This is a genomic window from Streptomyces sp. NPDC046925, assembly GCF_040644915.1.
GTDB lineage: Bacteria > Actinomycetota > Actinomycetes > Streptomycetales > Streptomycetaceae > Streptomyces.
In genome coordinates, this window is sequence record NZ_JBEYWZ010000005.1 from 275,779 (window position 1) to 293,833 (window position 18,055).

Here is an 18,055-nt window from a genome sequence, read left to right on the forward strand (position 1 = left end):
TTCGGCCCGCTCCTCCGGCGGGTCTGGGTCTAGGTTTGGCCTGTGAACCACAGCCTTCCCAACGTCGAGACGCCCCACGAGCCTGACTTGCCGCCCTACCAGGTGGTCCTGGCGGAGACTGATTGGGATTCGCTCCAGACGGCTTTCGGGAGCGGTGAGGACCTTCCCAAGGTTCTGGCACGGCTGTTGGAGCCCGATCCCAAGGTTCAGGTTTCCGCTTTGTCGGAGCTAGGTGAGCTGGTCGGCCACCAGAACACCATCTACGAGGCCACCGCCCCCGTCGCCATGTATGTTGCCGGCATCCTCACCCACCCGGCGGCCATGACCCTCCGGCCCTATCGCAACGTCCCCATCCGCGCGACGCTGTTGAACTGGTTGGTTTCCACGGCCTACGACGCCTCCGATGAGATTGTGGGCCGCACAGAGCAGTACTTCCCTGGCTTTCTCACCCCCGGCACCATCGTGGCGGCCTTCCGGGATCTGCGCCCGATGCTTTATCGGGCCGTCGCGCCCTTCCTCCGAGACAGCCACGAGGACGTGCGCGAAGCCGCCGTTATCGCCGCGCTCATCCTCGCCGAGCACCCCGCGCTCGCCGAGCACCGCGATCACCTCGCCGTGCACGCGCGCGCCATCCTGGACACCGGCAGCGACAACCCCAACCGGCATGTTGCCCGGAAGGCACTCGAAGCATGGGGCCACGACGCCCCCACCCCTGAGCCTTTTCGGGAGGAGCCCCGGGACTGGGGGCCACACAGCGATGGCCGCGGCGATCTCGAACCTCCCTTCTGACCGATACGCGCACGGCCCGCCGGCGGACCACTGCGGCAGGTGAGAGGTACAAGAGACGGCGCTGACAGGTCTCTTCTTAGCCATCGACGAAGCCCGACCGTCGGTTAGGTCCCGGGCCGTACCCAGGCCGCCCCCATACAGAGTCGGGAATGCAGCTGCTCTACAGAGTTGGACACCTCGGAAGTCGGCCGCGCGTTCGAGACCCTAGTCATCAGCACTGACAACGTGTCCGCCCACGAGGACCATCGCTCATGCTTTGCGGCTCGCACCACAAGCGCACCAGATCGGGCAGGGAACAGCGGGGAATTACGGTGAACGCGGTCAGGTCCGACGAGACCGCGCCCCAACCGTTCGCCCTCGTCACCGCCCCGACCGGCGTCAAGTGATCGCAGCTTCCCAAGCTGAGAGTGCGAGTTCGATTCTCGTCACCCGCTCCATAGAAATCCCCAGATCGAAGATCTGGGGATTTCGTGTTGTCTGGCACCCGTAGAGGGAACGGCCGGGTGAACGCACCCGCCGCGTCCGACACGTCTGCGCCGTGCGGACAGTACGCTGAGCACAGCGGGATCGGGCCCGCCGCACAGCGTCCGGGAGGCGTGTCATGACTGCCGAGATGGTGGCCCCGGCATGGATGCACGAGCAGATCACGGCGGAGGAGTACGAGTCGTGGTCCGAGGAGCAGTGCGCCGGCATCGAGATCGTGGACGGAATGGTCGTCGTGAGTCCCAGCGCGTCCAAGCGGCACAATCGACTGGCCCGGCTCCTGGCGAACGAGCTGGACTCCGCGGCCGGCCCGGACTGGAACGCCGACACTGATTTCGACGTCCGGCTGCAGGACGTCCCGCTGACCAATCGCCGCCCCGACGTCATCGTCTACCGTGCGGACACGATCGACATCACGCCCACCCGGCCCGAGCACGTTCTGCTCGTGGTCGAGGTGGTGTCGCCGGGCTCGGAGACCACCGACCGGATCGTGAAGGTGGACCAGTACGCCAGGGCCGGGATCGGCTTCTACTGGCGGATCGAGCAGGCCGCGACGGGCACACCGCTGGTGTATACGTACCTGCTCGATCCCGCGACGAGGACGTACCGCGAAGGGGACGTGTTCACCGGCACCCTGAAGGTCACCGCCCCCTTCGCAGCGGAGATCGACCTCGGCCAGATCTGAACCGGTCATGAACCCGGGGATTCTTGGCCGTCCGCTCTGCGCGTCAGTTCTTCCGCTTACGACGCTGTGCAAAGCGGCCGTTGCTGTCGTGTTCCCGATGTTGCTCGTCCTCGGGGTCGCGGTCCTCGCCGTCCGGGTTGTCTCCGGGAGTCGGGATGCGTTCCCCCCTGTTGATCTTGGCCAGCTGTGAGGCGAGAGGGTCAGGGGGGCCGTCGCTGAAACGGTTGGGGGCGCGCTCGGGCGGCGACGCAGGTTCCGACTCCGGCTCCGGTTCCGACTCCGACTCCGACGCAGGTTCCGGCTCCGACTCCGGTTCCGGGTCCGGCTCCGGCTCCGACTCCGGTTCCGGCTCTGTCTCGGCCTGGCGTGACCGTGTTGTGTCGCTCATGAGCAGCCCCCTCCGACTCAGCTCACCGAGATGCCTGCGAGATCTTTCCCTGCGAAGGTCTCGGGTAACCCGGCTCCGGCCCCCTCCTCATGCCTCAACGTCCGTGTGGAAGGTGTGTGTTGGCTTTGCTGGTGGGCTGCTTCAGGCGGCTTGGACCTCTGTGTTTTGGGCGGCGTGCAGGAGCCAGTTGCCGTTGGGTTGCTTGGTCATGATGTAGAGCGGGGCGCCCTCTGTGTCGCCGGCCGGCGCGTGGTAGATCTGGCGGATCTTGACGGCCGCTACGTCGGGGCGCAGGAACTGGATGTGCACTGCCTCGTACGTGACCTCACCGTCCCACTCTGCATTGGGCAGTACGGCGCGGGTGAACTCCGCGATGGCGTCGAAGCCGATGAGGACCTTGCCGTGGGCGGTCGTCCAGAGGGCGTCGGGGTGGAAGAGCGCGAGGAAGCCCTCGGCGTCTTTGGCTCGCTGGGCCTGCTCGACGGTGGCCACGATCTCTTCGATGGCCTTGATGTCCGCGTTCTCGGTATCCATGCGCACCATGCTGGAATCTCAACCTCGCTTGAGGTCAAGGGATTCGAGTGCTGGGTGCCGACGCGGAGCTCGTTTCGTGAGTCTGCTGTCGCAAATTGGCGCAAGGGGCATTCGGTTACGGGGTTGTCCCAGGTGGGGTTTCTTGTGGGTGCTTGTAACAGGCACGTATTAGTGGGCCGGTGAGTGGAACGTTTCCTACCGGCAAGTGGGTCCTCTTGATCAGTAACGCTCGCTCGTGCCGGACCCTCGGCACCGACCGCAAGGAAGAAACGATGCGCGCCAAGAAGATGACCCTCGCCGCCCTGGTCCTCACCGCCGGTCTCTCGCTCACCGCCTGCAATGGCGACGGCGACGGGGACTCCAACGCCGGTGGCGCTTCGAAGGACTCCGGGGCCTCTTCCTCATCCTCTTCCTCGGACTCGGGATCCTCTTCCTCGGGCTCGGGCTCCGGCGGCGACAACGCCTCCACCGAAGCCTCCAAGGGCAGCGGCAGCGGCAGCGGTACCGGCAGTGGCGGCGGGCAGGTCACCACCGGCAACTGCAAGACCGCCAACCTGGAGTTCGGCACCGCCCACGGCATGGGCGAGGGCGATCTCATAGTCAGCCTCAAGAACACGAGCGACACCTGCTCCCTCAAGGGCTTCCCCGGCGTCGACCTGCGGTCCGAGGACGCCTCCGGGCCGCTCAGCGCCGAGCGCAGCAAGGTCTCCGCCCCGGCCGTCGTGCTCAACACCGGTGAGACGACCCGCTTCACCCTGCACACCCCGCCGAAGAAGGACGGTGACGACGGCGTGTTCGTCAGCGCCATCGAGGTCACCCCGCCCAACGAGACCCACTCCAAGTCCCTCTCGACCGACCTCAACCTCCCGGTCGGCGCCGACGGCGAGGTCTTCGTCGACCCTGTCGGCACCGGCAAGCAGTGAGTCGCACCCTCCCTCTCGCCAGCCGTGCCTCTTCTATCGCCCGCTCCCCCTGCTCAGTGCTCGCGCGCACCAATTGATGATCGCCGCGTTCACCAGCGCCCCTGCCGCCACCGCCACGATCACCATCGCGGTGCCGCCCGGGAGCAGCAGCAGTACGAAGCTTGCCGGGGCCGTGGCGAGCAGGGGGATCACTCCCGCCATGGACTCGTCCGAGCTGTCGGTCGCCGTTACCACCAGTGCCCATACCAGCAGCGCGGCGCAGATCGCCAGGTAGGCGAGGGCTACGGCCGTGCCTACCGTGGGGCGGCGGAAGCGGTGGCGAACGGAACGGCGAGGTCCGGGGCTGCCGGGCATGGTGGTGGCTCCTCCGTTGCGGTGGTCGCTGCGTGCGGGCGTCGGCACTTCAGAGGTGGCCGCCCGGTGGGTTCGGGCGGGTGAGGCCCAGGTCGTACGCGAGGATCGTGGCCTGCACGCGGTCGCGCAGGCCGAGTTTCCGCAGGAGCGCGTTGACGTGGGACTTCACCGTGCCGACGGTGATGCCGAGGTCCTCGGCGATCTCCGCGTTGTTGAGGCCGGACGCGAGCAGCGTGAGTACGTTGCGCTGGCTGCCGGTCAGGGTGGCCAGGTCCTGCGGGCCGCCACTGTCGCTGCCGGGGCGGGCCCGCTCGGCTCCTGACGCGTAGTGGCCGATCAGTCTGCGCGTCGCCGACGGCGCGAGCACGCTCTCGCCCGCCGCCACCACCCGGATGCCCTGGAGCAGTTCGGCGGCGTGTACGTCCTTGAGCAGGAACCCCGAGGCCCCCGCGCGCAGCGCGTCGAAGACATACGCGTCGAGGTCGAAGGTCGTCAGGACCAGGACCCTGGGTGCGTTTTCGCGGCCCGTGATGATCCGCGTGGCGGCGATACCGTCCAGCTCGGGCATCCGTACGTCCATGACGACCACGTCAGGCACCAGGTCAGCGGCCAACCGCACCGCTTCGACTCCGTCCGCCGCCTCGCCGACCACCGTCATGTCGTCCTCGGCGTCGATCACGGCGGCGAACCCCGCCCGTACGATGCCCTGGTCGTCGACGACCAGCACTTTCAGGCTCATCGTTCGCTCTTCTCGTCGGGCGGCGTGAGGGGCCAGCCGAGGCGGAACGCGCCCGCCGGGGTCGTGGTCAGAGTGCCCTCCAGCGCCTCGACCCGGACCGCCAGCCGTTCCCGTACGGCAGGGACCGCGGAACTCGGCACTCCGGTGGCCGTCAGCGTCAACGTATCGCCCTCCGAGTCCAGTTCGAGCACCGCGGGCTCATCGCCGCCGGCCGCGAGCAGGGCCTCGGCGGCGGCGTAGGCGGCCAGGTCCACGGCGGTGGGGAGGCGGTCCGGCACTCGGGCGGTCAGCCGTATCTCCACGTCGCGGCCCGTTGCCCTGACCTGGTGGGCGAGGAGGTCCAGGGCCTGGACGGTCGGCTGCGGCCGTCGCCCGTCGGCACCCTCCGGTCCGCCTTCCGCCTCGCCCTCACCCTCACCCTCACCCTCACCCTCACCCTCACCGCCACCCCGCACCGCATCGAGCAGCGCTCGCATCGCCGCCAAGGCCTCCCGGGCCCGTTCCGCCGTCTCCTCCAGCCTGCCCGCCTCCGCCTCCGTGACCATGTCGGCGGTGCGTGCGAGGACCGTGGTCTCCAGGCCCGCGGCGATCCGGCGGCGCTCGGCCCACGCGTCCCGGACGGCCTCCTCGGTCCAAGCGGCGAGGCGTTCCTCCCGTACGTCCCTGGCTGCCGCGTCACGTCGGCGTGCCAGGCCCCCGGTCCAGCAGGCCGCGCCCACCGCCAGGGCCGCCCCGGCCGTCGCGCACACGGCGACCGCCCAGGCGGGAGCCGTCGTCCCGCGAACCAGGACGGCGGCGGTCGCGACCCCCGCGTGCACCACCACGGCCGATAGGGCGATCGCACGCACGTCACCGACCACCCGCACCGGCCCCGCGACCAGCGCCCGCCCCGCGACCAGCGCCGCGCAGGCGACGAGCGTGGCGACCATGCTCAGGGCAGGCGGCAGTACCGCAGGCCCGGTGTAGTCCCCCGCAGCCATCGCCACCGGCCACAGCGGGGCAAGGCCGAGCAGGGCGCCGACGGCGGTACGGGGCGCACGGCGCAGCCACAGCAGCGCGACCGCCTGGGCCGCCGCGAGGAGCGCGAAGAGCACGCCCGCGGACACGTGCTGCGCGTTCGATGCCGTGTCATCCCTGATCACCAGTGCCGGGAGCAGCGGTTGCAGGACGAGTCCGGCCGCCGCCGTCAGTTGCGCCAGGCGGTAGTTGCGCGTCTCCGGCCGCTCCACCGGGGCCGCGGTACGGCCGGGCAGGACCGCACGCACCTCCCAGCCGCCTTCCGCCGTCGGCCCGCTGTGCAGTGTGCCGCCCGCTTCCCGTGCCCGGGACCGCAGGAACCCCTGGCCGCGTCCACCGCCCAGCCCGGCGCCGTGGGCCCGCGCCGCCGAACCGGAACGCGGGGGCGCGCTGGTGACGACCACGTCCGTACGGGTCTCGCCGTACCGGCACAGCACCTTCGTCTGCGCGCCCGGAGCGTGCCGTGCCACGTTGGTCAGTGCCTCGCGGACGATTCCGTACGCCGCGTCCGCGACGGCGCCGTCCGGCAGCGGGCCGACCTCCGGGTCCACCCGCTGGTCCAGGGCCACCTCCTGGTCGAGGCGGCCGAAGCCCGCGACCAGGCCCCGCAGCCGGTCCTCCGGCGACGGAAGCTCTCCCCGCGAGGGCGCCGGCGCGCGCACCGCGCCCAGCGCCCGGCTGACCTCACGGCCGGTGTCGACCGCGAACTCCGCTGCCTCCGCGGCCAGTTCGGGGCGCCGTTCGCGCAGTCCGAGCGCCGCCCCGACCGTGACCACCACCGCCGTCAGGTGATGGGCGCTCACGTCGTGCAACTCCCGCTCCATACGGCGCCGCTCGACTGCCGGGAGGCGGTGGCGTTCGGCCTCGGCCCGCTTCAACCGTTCCCCGGCGGCCAGCCGTGCGCGATTCCTCCGCCGTACGAGGAGACCGGCGCCGCACGCGGCCGCGTAGAGCAGCGCGGTCAGTACGAGGTCGAGTCCGCCGGGGTCGGTGAGGCCGTGCAGGGTGATGCCCTGGAGCAGTTGCCAGACGGCGAGCGCCACCACGCACAGCACGGCCGTGAAGGTGTCGCGCTCGATCGCCACGGCGCACAGGGCGAGCGCGACGCCCGCCGTTCCGAGCACCGCCGTCGCCCCGGCGGGCAGCGGCCCGGCACCAAGCGCGCAGGCGGCGGCGACCACGACGAGGGCGACCACCGGGCGGGTACGGCGGAGGGCAAGCGCGGCGGTCACCACTCCGGCGACCAGCGCCGCCACGAGAAGGGCGGGCCCGGACGGCAGGTCCCCGCGCACCAGCGCCGCGCCGGGCCAGACCACGGCCTGGGCGCAGATCAGCAGGACCGGGGACAGCGGGGCCGGGGACAGCGAGGCAGGGGACAGCCGGCCGTCGTCGTTTCGGCACATGACTCGATACATGACGGATCAAGGCTATGTCCGCAGGTGAGCGGCCCGGATCCGGCGAGCGGTCGATGTCGTCCGGCCGCTTCTCTATCTCTGGTTCGAGACGGCAATCGTCCGGTGGCCCGAGGCCGTGGGGGTGCGTGGCGCCCTAGCGTTGATCACATCTTCCAGCCCCTTCCGCATTCAGGAGGCACACCCATGTCCAAGCCCGGCAACAAGCCCAGCAACAGGCCCAGCCGCAAGCGCATCGTCGTCTCCTCGCTCGTCGGCGCGGTCGTCGTCGGCGGAATCACCGCAGGCGGGATAGCCATGGCCTCGGACTCGACTCCGAAGAAGGCACCGGCCCTGAAGAACGGCTCGGCCCGCTACACCGCCCCCTCGCCGGACGGCGGCGCGGGCTCGCTCACCTTCACGGCGGACGTGAGCGACGACTCGGGCGTGCGGGGTCTCAAGGTCCTTGCCTGGCCCGCGAGTTCGAAGCTCGACCCGACCGAGGCGGAGCTCCGGAAGGCGGAGAGCGCCACCTGCAAGGACACCGCAGGCGCCAAGGACAAGACGTCCCGTTGCACCTACACGCTGAAGGTCACGAAGGAGGAAGCGGCCGACCTGGCGCAGGGCACCTGGTACGTCTCGGCCCGGGCAACCGCCAAGGACGGCGACACGAAGTTCGCGCCCCGCGCGGCCACCTTCGAGGTCACCCGCTGACGTCAACCACTGACGTCACCCGCTGACGTTGCGGGACGCGCGATGCGGACCCAGTTCCGTAAGTACATCGCCGAGTCGGTCCGCGGTCAGAGCCGACCCCGGCAACTCCGGCACCCCCGGCGACGCACGCAGACCGTCCAGGAACAGGGCCAACGGACGGCGCCACGCATCGGGCGCCGACGCACCGGCAGCCGGGGTGGCAGCGGAAGCCCCGGTAACAGCAGTAGCCGCCATGAGAGCCGGAACAGCACGGCCGAGGGCCGCCAGCGCGAACAGCACGTCCTCGGTGGTGACGTCGGCGCGGACCGCCCCCTGTTCGCGGCCCCGGCTAAGCAGGATGTCCATCGTCTCGCGGTTGTGGGCGTGCACGGCCTGGAGCGCGTCGATGCCCTCCAGGTTGGTGGTCATCAGGTCATTCGTGCCTCGGTCGGCAGCCAGCGTGACGAAGACGGCTTGCAGATAGTCGTTCAGCGCGGCCCAGGCGTCCGGCACGGTACGGGCCTGCTCCCCCGCGGTCATCGTGCCGGTGAGCAGGTCGTGGAAGACGGCGTTGATCAGGGCGGCGCGGGTGGGGAAGTTCCGGTAGAGCGTCGCGTTCCCCACGCCCGCCCGGCGGGCGATCACGTCCAGCGGCGCTTCGAGCCCCTGCTCGGCGAACTCCGCACGGGCCGCCTCCACCAGAAGCTCCCAGTTCCGCCGCGCGTCACGCCGCCGCGGAGGCATCGGGCGCTTCGAGTCGCCGTTCATCGTCACTCTCCACCCACATCGACCCAAGCGGGGAGCACTCCCCGATAGTGATGCTATCGCCGGAGCCAAAAGCCAGGGCCGAAGCCGGAGCCGAAAGCCAGAAGCCCCCGGAGAAAGCCAGCAGCCCCAGAGAAAGCCACGAGCCCCCGGAGAAACCCCCTCCCCATTTGTCCCCGCCATGCCATACGCTGCGCCACAGCAGCCGCGCCCCGCGCGTTACCGCACTTCAAGCGGTCATGTCCGGGTGTCGCGCGGCGCTCTCATCTCCCGGCCATCCACCGGGATTTCTTGTGGGGGTACATCACTGTGCGTACGCGCACCATTTCGACCGCGACAGCGCTCGCGGTTCTTTTCAGTTCGGCGGCCCTGAGTGTCGTCACCGCCGGGCCCGCCGCGGCCGCTTCCGCCGTCGTCGCGGCGCCGGGGGGCATCGTCGCGGACGGTGGGCTCAAGCGGGTCTTCGTCGGTGACCGTGCGGCCGGGAAGGTTCTCGCCGCCGATTACTCCGGCGCTCTCGTCGACTCGGTGAGCGGGGTCAGCGGGGTCTCCGATCTCGCGTTGTCCGCCGACGGGTCGACCCTGTACGCCGCCGCGCAGGACACTCACGAGGTCGTCGCCCTCGACGCGGCCACCCTCGACGTCAAGAACCGCTACGCCGTCGACACCACCGACGGCCCGACCCATGTCGCCTTCGCCGGCGGCAAGGTCTGGTTCACGTACGGCGACCAGTGGGACGGCGACCTGGGTTCGGTCGATCCGGAGGACGGCTCGGTGACGCTGGGCCTGTTCCCGCAGCCGCACCCCGGGATCTACGACGCGGGTCTCCTCGACACCGACCCGTCCGCGCCCGGCCTGCTCGCCGTCGGCGAGACCGGCCTGTCCACGGACTCGATGGCCGTCCTCGACGTCTCCGGCAGCACACCGCAGCTGACCGCCTGGCACAACGGCGACTACTCCCTGAACGACGGCATCAGCGACATCGACCTCGTTCCCGGCGCCTCCCAGGTCCTGGTCAACGGCACCCAGCGCGACGCCTACGCCGACGGGAAGTTCACCGCGTCCGGCGCCTACCCCTCCGGCCACCGCGCCGACATCGCGCCGAACGGGCTCGTCGCCCAGGCCAAGGGCGCCAAGGTGTCGGTCTACCGGCCCAACACCACCGAGCCGATCCGTACGTACGACACCGGCACGGCCGACATGATCGGTGCGGCCGATCTCGCCTGGGCCCCGGACTCCTCGCGGCTCTTCGCGATCGCCGAGTCCGGCAGCGGCTACACCCTCAAGGCGCTCACCGACCCGACCCTGAACGCCCCGACCCTCACGGTGAACGCCCCGTCGACCGCCACCCGCGCCAAGAAGCTCACCGTGACGGGGAAGATCACGGCGACCGTGCCGCTGCCGGGCGGCACCAAGCTCCAGGTCACCCGCACCGACCTGGAGAGCCCCGACGGCAAGACCCTGCCCTCCGTCACGGTCAAGGCGGACGGCTCCTACAGCTTCACCGACACCCCGCCCGCCGGCGGCAAGGTGACGTACAAGGTCACGTACGCGGGCGACGCCCAGCACACGAAGGTCTCCGCATCGGACAAGGTCGACGTCTCCCGCACCAAGCCGACGCTGACGGTGAACAAGAACGGCAAGGTGTACGGCTACGGCGCCGACGTCTCCTTCACCGCGCACCTCGGTTCGACGTACAAGAACCGCACGGTCGAGATCTGGGCCAACCCCTACGGCGGCGACAAGCCCAACAAGCTGATCAAGTCCGGCAAGGTCAACTCCAGCGGCAACATCTCCGCCACCGTCGACATGAAGCGGGACACCGTCGTCACCGCGGTCTACAAGGGCGACGCCCGCACCGCGTCCAAGACGGCGAAGTCCACGGCGTACGCCAAGGTCAAGATCTCCACCTCCGTCTCCAAGCACTACAAGAAGGCGAAGATCGGCTCGACGTCGTACTACTGGTTCCACAAGAGGGCCGACCCGGTCCTGACCACGACCATGAGCTACTACAAGGGCCGCAAGCAGCGCTTCGACCTCCAGGTCTACTCGGGCGGCTCGTGGCACTCCGCCGACTCCGAGTACTTCCCGCTCGGCACGAACGGCAAGTCGGCCATCACCCTGGAGGGGCCGAACCAGTCCGGCATCAAGGCGCGGATGCGTTCCGCCTACGTCAACGGCTCGTCCGGCGACAACGTGAACTCCACGACCTACGGCGCCTGGAAGTACCTGTACTGGTCGAACTAGGCTCGTAGAGATCCAGTTCAGTCAAGTTCGGACCATTTCAGTCCGTAAGTTCCGCAAATGGGGGGTTTCTCATGGCGCTGTTCGGAAACGCGCACACGATCAATCCGGCGACCGCGCAGCAGGACTACGCACGCCTGCTGGGTCACGGCGAGCAGGTGCAGGCGGCGTTTCTGCTGATCCGCGACACCATGCTCTTCACCGACCGCCGTCTGGTCCTCGTCGACAAGCAGGGGATAACCGGCAAGAAGGTCGAGTACCACTCGGTGCCGTACCGCAGCATCACGCACTTCTCGGTGGAGACCGCCGGGCACTTCGACCTCGACGCCGAGCTCAAGATCTGGATCTCCGGCACCCACGAGCCGATCCAGAAGACCTTCACCAAGGGCGTCGACATCTACGAGGTGCAGGCGATCCTCACGCAGTACGTGGCCCGCTGAGCAAGCAGCAGCGTCGCGTCGTCGCCACCAGCAGTAGTTCGTAGTGCGAATGTCCGCTCTTCCTTTGCTGCCTCATTCTGGTGCTGCCTTATTCTGGGCCGATGGGGAATACCGAGGCTTCCGGGGAAGAGCGGATGGGGGTCGCCGCCGCGCTGGTGCGTTCGTCGTTCCTGGTGAACGCCGTGTACGCCGAATCCGCCAGGGAGTTCGGACTCACCGCCCAGCAGGGCCAGTTGCTCTGCGTCCTGATGGGGCAGGCGTACGGCATGAGTGAGCTCGGCGCGGTCCTCGGTCTGGCCAAGTCGAGCCTCACCGGCCTCGTCGACCGCAGCGCCCAGCACGGCCTCGTGCGGCGCGAGCCCGACCCGCGGGACGGGCGGGCGGTGCAGGTCGTCCTCACCGCCAAGGGCGACACCCTCGCCGAGGAGTTCTACGCGGCGACCTGCCGCCGCATCGACGAACTTCCCGCGGGCTTCGCCGACACCGATCGCGCGAAGCTCGCGGAACTGCTCAGCCGGGTGGTGCGGGACAACAAGGTGCCGGTCGTCTTCGGCGACTAGCCCGCAGGCCGAAGCCGTACGCAGGGGCGTACGTGTACGAGTACGTGTACGCGTACGCAGGGGCGTACGCGTACGTGTGGCTCACGCCGTGCCGAACAGTTCCGCGAAGCGGCCCGTCAGCAGGTCCGTCCCCTTGTACTCGCTGACCGTCTCCGCGGGCAGCACCGTCGCCCCGTCGGGCGCTCCCATCTGGCCGATGCCGCCCTTCGGGCCGAGCGGAAGCAGGATCGAGGGGTGGGGCGCCGGCCGGTAGACGGCGGCCGGGATCTCGCCGCGCACCCGGGCGAGGATGTTCTCCGCGATCACGTCGGCGTGCTTCATGGCGTTGGCCGCCATCTTCGCCTCGGCCAGGTCCGTGAGGTCGCCGAGTGCGTAAATGTGGCTGTGGCCCTCGACGTTGAGCGCCTCGGTCACGCGCACCTGCCCGTCCGCCGTACGGGCCCCGGCCAGCGTTCCGCCGAGGTAGTCGCCGTTGACGCGCACGCCGTAGCAGCGGAACCAGATGTCGGCGGTGATCTCCTCCCCCTCGCCGCCCTCGTCCCCGGGGGCCGTCGTGGCGACGGTGAAGCTCTTCGTCTCCCCCGGTTCCGTCGGCGGCTCCTCCGCGAGCCCCGTGCCGAGCCGCACTTCCACGCCCAGCTCGGCCAGCTGCCGGTGCAGTTCCGCACGCACCTCGGGCAGGAAGCCCGGCACCAGCTGGTCGGCGGGGTCGACGACCGTCACGTGCTTGCCGGGCCAGACCGCCGCTATCTCACCGGCGAGCTCAAGGCCCACGGGCCCCGCCCCGAGCAGCAACACCCGCTCGGCACGGTCCAGTTCGCCGTGCGTGGCGCGCAGCCTCTCCAGAGCCTCGCTGGTCACGTCGGTGTCCGGCTTGGCGGGGAAGGGATAGCCGGAGCCGGAGGCAAGGACCACGTAATCGGCGTCGATCCGCGCCCCGGAAGCCAGCGTGACCCCCTCGGCATCCACCGAAGCCGCCCGCTCGCGCACCACCCTGCCGCGCCGCAGCAGCTTGCCGTACGGGAAGAACATGTTGCGCGCCCAGTCCGGCTGGACCAGGGCCCGCAGTGATCCGGCCGCGTGCACGAACGCGTCCTTGGGCTCGATGAGCACCACATCGGTCTCCGCGTCCAGGGCCTTGGCCACGGCGGAACCTCCGTAGCCTCCACCGACGACAGCGACGGTACGAAGGTCAGTACGGGCGACGGTACGAGTCATGACGTCCACTCCAGGAATGAAGAAAGTAGTTCGCCCTACGAACCATATTAGTTCGTAGGGCGAACTTCAATCGTGAATCCTGCGATGGCGCGTCCGCTCAGGCCGTCGGGACGCGGTCCAGGAACCCGTGGACGGTAAGGATTCGGCCGTCGTCGGCCAGCTTGATGACGTCGAATCCGGCGACCGGAGCGGCCCCGTCCGCGGACGACACGAGCTCCCATCCGAAGCGGGCGATGTCGTGATGTCCGTCGACCGTGCCGATCTGGCGGAACTCGAAGCCGGGGAACTGCTCGTGGGCCCCGTTGATCACGGCGGCGACGGCCTCGTGCCCGGAGACGTCGGCCAGCGGGTCCGTGTAGCTGCCGCCCTCGGCCCAGGCGGCGGAAACGGCCTTGCCGATGTCGTCGGCGCCCTCGGCGTTCCAGGCCTCGAAGTAGCGGGCGACGGCGGTCTCGTACGCGGCGGTGTCGTGTGCGGTCATGGCGGGTCAGCCTCCTGTGAGGTGGTTGTTTCGTCGTGCCGGGGCGATGACCCAAGACTGCCGAGCGGCCGCGCGGGGGTCGATTACGTCCGGGGTAATGCCGGTCCGCACGGTCCGGAAGCGCTCCCTCGCGTCTTCTCACGCGGGTGCGTCTGTGCTTGCCTTGGGGCCCTTTGGGGGCTCTTTCGGTCGGCTGGACGGGAGTTGGGGCATGCGCAAGGCGTGGGTGGGCGGGGTGCTGGCGGCTGTGCTGCTCCTCGGGGCGTGCGGTGACCCCGGCTCGGACGGGGGCGCGCCCGCCGCCGTCCCGAAAACCCCGGCCGCGGACCGCACCCCGGAAGGCGACGACCCCGCCCGGTCACCGTCGCCGTCGTCGTCTTCGACGACTCGGCAGCGCGTCGCAGAAAAGTCCCGGACAAAAGCCCCGAAGGTCCTGTATCTCGGGGACTCTCTCGCAATGGAGAACCAGACCGTCCTCGGCGACCAGCTCCGCGCCGAACTCGGCGCGCGCTACACCAGCGCGCCCTACTCGGGCACCACCCTCTGCGACTACCTCGACGGCACCGGCAAGGACTCCCTCGTCCCCGACAAGGACAAGGCCGCCGCGCTGGTACGCGAGCAGCGCCCCGACTTCGTGGTGCTCCAATTCTGGGGCAACGCCTGGGGCTATACGCCGTGCATGGACGGCATCACGTACGACAAGGCGCGCGCGAAGTACTTCGACCGGTACACCGCCGACGCGAAGGCACTCGCCTCACAGATCCGCGGCGCCGGTGGGTCGAGCCCGCCGCGCATCGTGTGGGTGCTCCAGGGGCCCGACCCGATCACCCCGGACCGCGTACGGCGCGTCAACGGCATCTACGAAGCGCAGGCGCGGGCCACGGGCGGGCTCGTCGCCGACGCGGGCCGCGCGGTCGCCCCGGCGTCGGGCCGGCACACCTGGGTGGAGAAGCTGCCGTGCACGTCGTACGAACGGCAGCACCCCGCGTACTGCACCGAGCCCGGCCGCGGGCGTACGGCGCTGCACCGCGGCGACGACTATCTGCACTTCTGCCTTGCTCCCACCACGGCCAAGTCCCGCCCGTGCCCGGCCCGTTCGCCCGGTATCCGCCGGATGACCGCCGAGATCACCCGCGCGGTCGCCGAAGCGCCCTAGCGGGCTGCTTACCGGGCTACTTCAAGGTGCGGGTCGCCGCGGCCTGCACGAACGTGGCGAAGGCGCGGGGGGTGGTGGTGAGGGCGGGGGCTTGGGGGTTCTTGCTGTCGCGGATGGCTATGACGCCGTGGCGGGGGGCGAATTCGACACAGTCGCCGCCGGTGTTGCCGCTGTACGTCGACTTGCGCCATGCCGCGCCGTCGAGGGGGGCGCACTCGATGCATTCACCGCCGCTGCTGCCGCTGTAGGACGACTTGCGCCACCGCGCGCCCCTCAGGTCCTGGCTGGTCCCCATAGCGTTCCTCCATCACGCGAGCGATCAGCGTGGCTGACTTCTCCCGCGAGAGGGCCGCGCCTTGCAGCCGAGCGTAACCGAGCGAACGCTCCCAGATGACTTGCGGGTTGGCAGTCATGTGCCCCGAGTCATAGCTCTCCGAGTAGAACAAGTCAGGATCGTCCTCGAAGCGCAACAGGGTGAAGGACCCCATGACGGCGGCGTGTTGGCCAATCGAGAACGGCAACACCTGGAGGTGCAGCCAAGGGCTGTCCCGGAAAGCCAACAAGTGGTCGAGTTGCTCTCGCATGACCTCGCGGCCCCCGATCTCACGGTGCAGCACTGCCTCATCGAGAACGACGAACAGGGCAGGTGGACGCCCCCGCCCCAAGATCCGCTGTCGCTCCATACGAGCTGCCAGCAACTCATCGAGCCGGTCGTGGTGCTCCACACCGAGCACGGCCCGCGCGTATCCCTCCGTCTGCAGCAGCCCGTACACCAGCTGGCACTGATACGCGGAGATGAACGTCGCCTTCGCCTCCATCTCGGCGAACGCCTGGAACCACGACGGCAACTGGCTCCTGAGAACCAACCCCACCAACCGCGAGAACACCCCGCCCGTCCCCAGCGCCGCGTCCACCCGTTCGGAGAAATCTCTGGTCGGCACCTTCCTCGCCGTTTCGATCTGGCCCACCAGCGAGGCCGTGCAGAAGATGCAGCTGCCGAGCTGGCCCTGGTTGAGGCCCGCGGCCTCGCGCAGGCGGCGGAGTTCTGAGCCGTAGTAGTCCAGCGGTGACGCGCTGGGGTCGAGGTCGCGGATGTTGACCATGTGGGGGCCACCCCTTCAACCGGCGCCGTGCGGCGGGGAGTTCAGTGGTAGCCCAGCGTAATCAGTTGATTGCGCGCCGGTGGTGCGAATCACGTAAATGCCGAGGCACGAGGGGTAACCCGTTCGGCCTAAGCCCGCTCGCGACCCCCGTAAGGCTGTCACACGCTGTGAATCCCTGGCGGCGAGAGAGAAGAGGCGCTCATGAGCAGCAGCAGCGGCGGCACCGGCACCCCCGCCGGCAACCCGCGGGGCGAGAGCGCGTGGGCGTCGGGCGGCACGATGTTCGCCGGTGTCCTGATGCTGGTCAACGGCATCCTCGGCATGTTCGAAGGCATCGCGGGCATCGCGAAGGACGACGTCTACACGCGCATCGGGGACTACGTCTATAAGTTCAACCTCACCGCGTGGGGCTGGATTCACCTCATCCTCGGCATCCTCGTAGCGGCTGCCGGTTACGGGATTCTCAAGGGCGCGAACTGGGCCAAGGCATGCGGTATCGCGCTCGCCTCGCTCGCCGTCGTCCTGAACTTCCTGTGGCTGCCGTACCAGCCGATCTGGGCGCTGATCTCGATCGCGATCGCCCTCTTCGTCATCTGGGCGCTCTGCACGGACCACCCCGACCGGCCGGGTGCCGGTTACGTTCCGCCGGGCGGCGGGGCGGCAGCCGGTGGCTGGGACGCCAGGTCCACGTCCAGCGGACCCGGCCCGTTCGCCGAGGGTTCCGCGGGCACCAATCCCGGCGGTACGGGACCCACTCCGCCGCCCGCCGCCCACTGACCGGAGGCGGGGTTGAGGCCAGGGCGCGGTTCGGTGGGGCTCGTGACACCACAGGGCCGCGCGCTGCTGCCGCTCGTCGTGCCCGCCCTGCTCGTCGGGGTGGGGTCGAGCCTGATCCTGCTGCTGCTCAGCGTGGTCGCCGAGCGGTTGCAGGATCTGCTGTGGGACGCGCTGCCGGACGCCGTGGGGGTTTCCGGGACGTCGGCGGGGTGGATCATCGGCATGCTCACGGCGGTGGGGTTCGTCGTCGGGCTGATCGTGTGGAAGGTCCCGGGACGTGCGGGGCCCGATCCCGCGACGCTGGGTCTGGTCGATCCGCCGCTGCCGGTGCGGGTGCTTCCCGGCATCGCGCTCGCCGTCGTGGTGGGCCTCGCTGGCGGCGTCAGCCTCGGTCCGGAGAACCCGATCACGGCGATCAACATCGCCCTCGCGTACGCGCTCGGCATGAAAGCCATGCCGCGTACGCCCGCGAGCGACTGGGTGGCCCTCGCCGCGGCCGGGACGATCGGCGCCCTGTTCGGTACGCCGGTCGCGGCGGCGCTCGTACTCTCCGAGACCGCCACCGCTCCGGGGCCCGATCCGCGGCCCTTGTGGGACCGGCTTTTCGCGCCGCTGGTGGCGGCGGGTGCCGGGGCGTTGACCACCGTGCTCATCGCGCACCCGACGTTCCAGATCGACGTGGAGGCGTATACGGGTCCGCGCTGGGGCGACGTGCTCTCCGCGATGGTCGTCAGTACGGGGGCTGCGGCGGTCGGTCTGTTCGCGGTGTACGCCTTCCCCCACCTCCACCGCGTCTTCCACCAGCTCGGACACCCCGTGCTGATGCTGACCGTGGGCGGACTCGTCCTGGGTGTCCTGGGCGCGCTCGGCGGGCATCTGACGCTCTTCAAGGGCCTGGACGAGGTGAAGGAGCTGACCGCGCACGCCGCCGATCACGGCGCGGGCAATCTGCTGCTGCTCGCCCTGGTGAAGCTGATCGCGCTCTCCGTGGCCGCCACCTGCGGTTTTAGGGGCGGGCGGATCTTTCCCGCGGTGTTCGTGGGCGTGGCGCTCGGCATGTTCGCGCACGCCCTCGTCGACGCGGTGCCGCCCGCTCTCGGGATCACCTGCGCCGTACTCGGCGTGCTGCTCGCCACGACGCGGCAGGGGTGGCTGAGCCTGTTCACGGCGGCGGTCGTGGTGATGGACGTGGAACTGCTGCCGATGCTGTGCGTCGCGGCGCTGCCGGCCTGGCTGCTGGTCACGGGGCGGCCGGAGATGCTGGTCAAGGAGGACGCGGGGCGGCAGCCGGTGGGGTGAGCTTCGGCCGGTGGCG

General features: G+C 69.8%; 18 protein-coding genes and 1 pseudogene. 10 read left to right on the forward strand and 9 right to left on the reverse strand.

Annotation, left to right across the window (positions count from 1 at the left end; all coding sequences use genetic code 11):
* Positions 1-42 precede the first annotated feature (42 nt).
* Together ABZ906_RS22725 and ABZ906_RS22730 are read left to right on the forward strand one after the other, a co-directional pair.
* On the forward strand, positions 43-789 hold the full coding sequence (locus ABZ906_RS22725; protein ID WP_361385304.1) for a hypothetical protein: 747 nt from the start codon (positions 43-45) through the stop codon (positions 787-789).
* 601 nt (positions 790-1,390) lie between these two features.
* A complete protein-coding gene (locus tag ABZ906_RS22730) occupies positions 1,391-1,957 on the forward strand; it encodes a Uma2 family endonuclease (RefSeq protein ID WP_361385307.1) in 567 nt (188 codons plus the stop codon).
* A gap of 529 nt (positions 1,958-2,486) precedes the next feature.
* Here the strand turns inward: ABZ906_RS22730 and ABZ906_RS22735 are convergent.
* The gene (locus tag ABZ906_RS22735) at positions 2,487-2,888 is read right to left on the reverse strand and encodes an SgcJ/EcaC family oxidoreductase (protein WP_361385310.1); all 402 of its coding nucleotides are present in this window, start codon (positions 2,886-2,888) and stop codon (positions 2,487-2,489) included.
* Positions 2,889-3,151: 263 nt separating this feature from the next.
* Between ABZ906_RS22735 and ABZ906_RS22740 the strand changes: the two genes are divergently transcribed.
* The gene (locus tag ABZ906_RS22740; protein WP_361385313.1) at positions 3,152-3,802 is read left to right on the forward strand and encodes a DUF4232 domain-containing protein; all 651 of its coding nucleotides are present in this window, start codon (positions 3,152-3,154) and stop codon (positions 3,800-3,802) included.
* A gap of 33 nt (positions 3,803-3,835) precedes the next feature.
* On the opposite strand, the gene ABZ906_RS22745 is transcribed toward ABZ906_RS22740, so the two are convergent.
* From ABZ906_RS22745 to ABZ906_RS22755, 3 genes are read right to left on the reverse strand one after another with little or no spacing between them, the layout of a single operon-like run.
* On the reverse strand, positions 3,836-4,204 hold the full coding sequence (locus tag ABZ906_RS22745) for a hypothetical protein (protein ID WP_361385316.1): 369 nt from the start codon (positions 4,202-4,204) through the stop codon (positions 3,836-3,838).
* A gap of 1 nt (position 4,205) precedes the next feature.
* Positions 4,206-4,895, reverse strand: a complete 690-nt coding sequence (locus ABZ906_RS22750; RefSeq protein WP_361385319.1) for a response regulator transcription factor — start codon at positions 4,893-4,895, stop codon at positions 4,206-4,208.
* Positions 4,892-7,315 carry a histidine kinase gene (locus tag ABZ906_RS22755; RefSeq protein ID WP_361385322.1) on the reverse strand — a complete coding sequence of 808 codons (2,424 nt, stop codon included), beginning with the start codon at positions 7,313-7,315 and terminating at the stop codon, positions 4,892-4,894. Before ABZ906_RS22755 ends, ABZ906_RS22750 begins: the two co-directional genes overlap by 4 nt.
* A 195-nt stretch (positions 7,316-7,510) precedes the next feature.
* Between ABZ906_RS22755 and ABZ906_RS22760 the strand changes: the two genes are divergently transcribed.
* A complete protein-coding gene (locus ABZ906_RS22760; RefSeq protein ID WP_361385325.1) occupies positions 7,511-8,017 on the forward strand; it encodes a DUF5707 domain-containing protein in 507 nt (168 codons plus the stop codon).
* Positions 8,018-8,032: 15 nt separating this feature from the next.
* Here the strand turns inward: ABZ906_RS22760 and ABZ906_RS22765 are convergent, their stop codons facing one another.
* Entirely contained in the window at positions 8,033-8,764 is a 732-nt protein-coding gene (locus ABZ906_RS22765) for a helix-turn-helix domain-containing protein (RefSeq protein WP_361385328.1), read from the reverse strand.
* A gap of 306 nt (positions 8,765-9,070) precedes the next feature.
* Here ABZ906_RS22765 and ABZ906_RS22770 point away from each other — a divergent pair, with 306 nt between their 5' ends.
* The 3 genes from ABZ906_RS22770 (at position 9,071) to ABZ906_RS22780 (ending at position 12,005) form a co-directional block, all read left to right on the forward strand.
* Positions 9,071-11,008: an Ig-like domain repeat protein gene (locus ABZ906_RS22770; RefSeq protein WP_361385331.1), complete on the forward strand. Its 1,938-nt coding sequence runs from the start codon at positions 9,071-9,073 to the stop codon at positions 11,006-11,008.
* A 71-nt stretch (positions 11,009-11,079) separates the two neighbouring features.
* Complete coding sequence (locus ABZ906_RS22775) at positions 11,080-11,445, forward strand: PH domain-containing protein (protein WP_361190664.1); 366 nt, start codon at positions 11,080-11,082, stop codon at positions 11,443-11,445.
* A gap of 134 nt (positions 11,446-11,579) precedes the next feature.
* Positions 11,580-12,005 carry a MarR family transcriptional regulator gene (locus ABZ906_RS22780; RefSeq protein WP_361385857.1) on the forward strand — a complete coding sequence of 142 codons (426 nt, stop codon included), beginning with the start codon at positions 11,580-11,582 and terminating at the stop codon, positions 12,003-12,005.
* Positions 12,006-12,086: 81 nt separating this feature from the next.
* Here ABZ906_RS22780 and ABZ906_RS22785 read toward each other — a convergent pair whose 3' ends face one another.
* Both ABZ906_RS22785 and ABZ906_RS22790 read right to left on the reverse strand, forming a co-directional pair.
* On the reverse strand, positions 12,087-13,223 hold the full coding sequence (locus ABZ906_RS22785) for an FAD-dependent oxidoreductase (protein ID WP_361385334.1): 1,137 nt from the start codon (positions 13,221-13,223) through the stop codon (positions 12,087-12,089).
* A 97-nt stretch (positions 13,224-13,320) separates the two neighbouring features.
* Entirely contained in the window at positions 13,321-13,704 is a 384-nt protein-coding gene (locus ABZ906_RS22790; protein WP_361385337.1) for a nuclear transport factor 2 family protein, read from the reverse strand.
* 211 nt (positions 13,705-13,915) lie between these two features.
* Between ABZ906_RS22790 and ABZ906_RS22795 the strand changes: the two genes are divergently transcribed.
* Complete coding sequence (locus ABZ906_RS22795) at positions 13,916-14,860, forward strand: SGNH/GDSL hydrolase family protein (RefSeq protein ID WP_361385340.1); 945 nt, start codon at positions 13,916-13,918, stop codon at positions 14,858-14,860.
* Between the two features lie 16 nt (positions 14,861-14,876).
* Here ABZ906_RS22795 and ABZ906_RS22800 read toward each other — a convergent pair whose 3' ends face one another.
* Together ABZ906_RS22800 and ABZ906_RS22805 are read right to left on the reverse strand one after the other, a co-directional pair.
* A complete protein-coding gene (locus tag ABZ906_RS22800; protein ID WP_361385343.1) occupies positions 14,877-15,155 on the reverse strand; it encodes a DUF397 domain-containing protein in 279 nt (92 codons plus the stop codon).
* Positions 15,085-15,963, reverse strand: a complete 879-nt coding sequence (locus ABZ906_RS22805; protein WP_361385346.1) for a helix-turn-helix transcriptional regulator — start codon at positions 15,961-15,963, stop codon at positions 15,085-15,087. Before ABZ906_RS22805 ends, ABZ906_RS22800 begins: the two co-directional genes overlap by 71 nt.
* A gap of 201 nt (positions 15,964-16,164) precedes the next feature.
* Between ABZ906_RS22805 and ABZ906_RS22810 the strand changes: the two are divergent.
* Positions 16,165-16,575: pseudogene (locus tag ABZ906_RS22810) on the forward strand (hypothetical protein); the annotation flags it as partial.
* A gap of 207 nt (positions 16,576-16,782) precedes the next feature.
* Complete coding sequence (locus tag ABZ906_RS22815) at positions 16,783-18,039, forward strand: ion channel protein (protein WP_361385349.1); 1,257 nt, start codon at positions 16,783-16,785, stop codon at positions 18,037-18,039.
* The last annotated feature ends 16 nt before the right edge of the window (positions 18,040-18,055 follow it).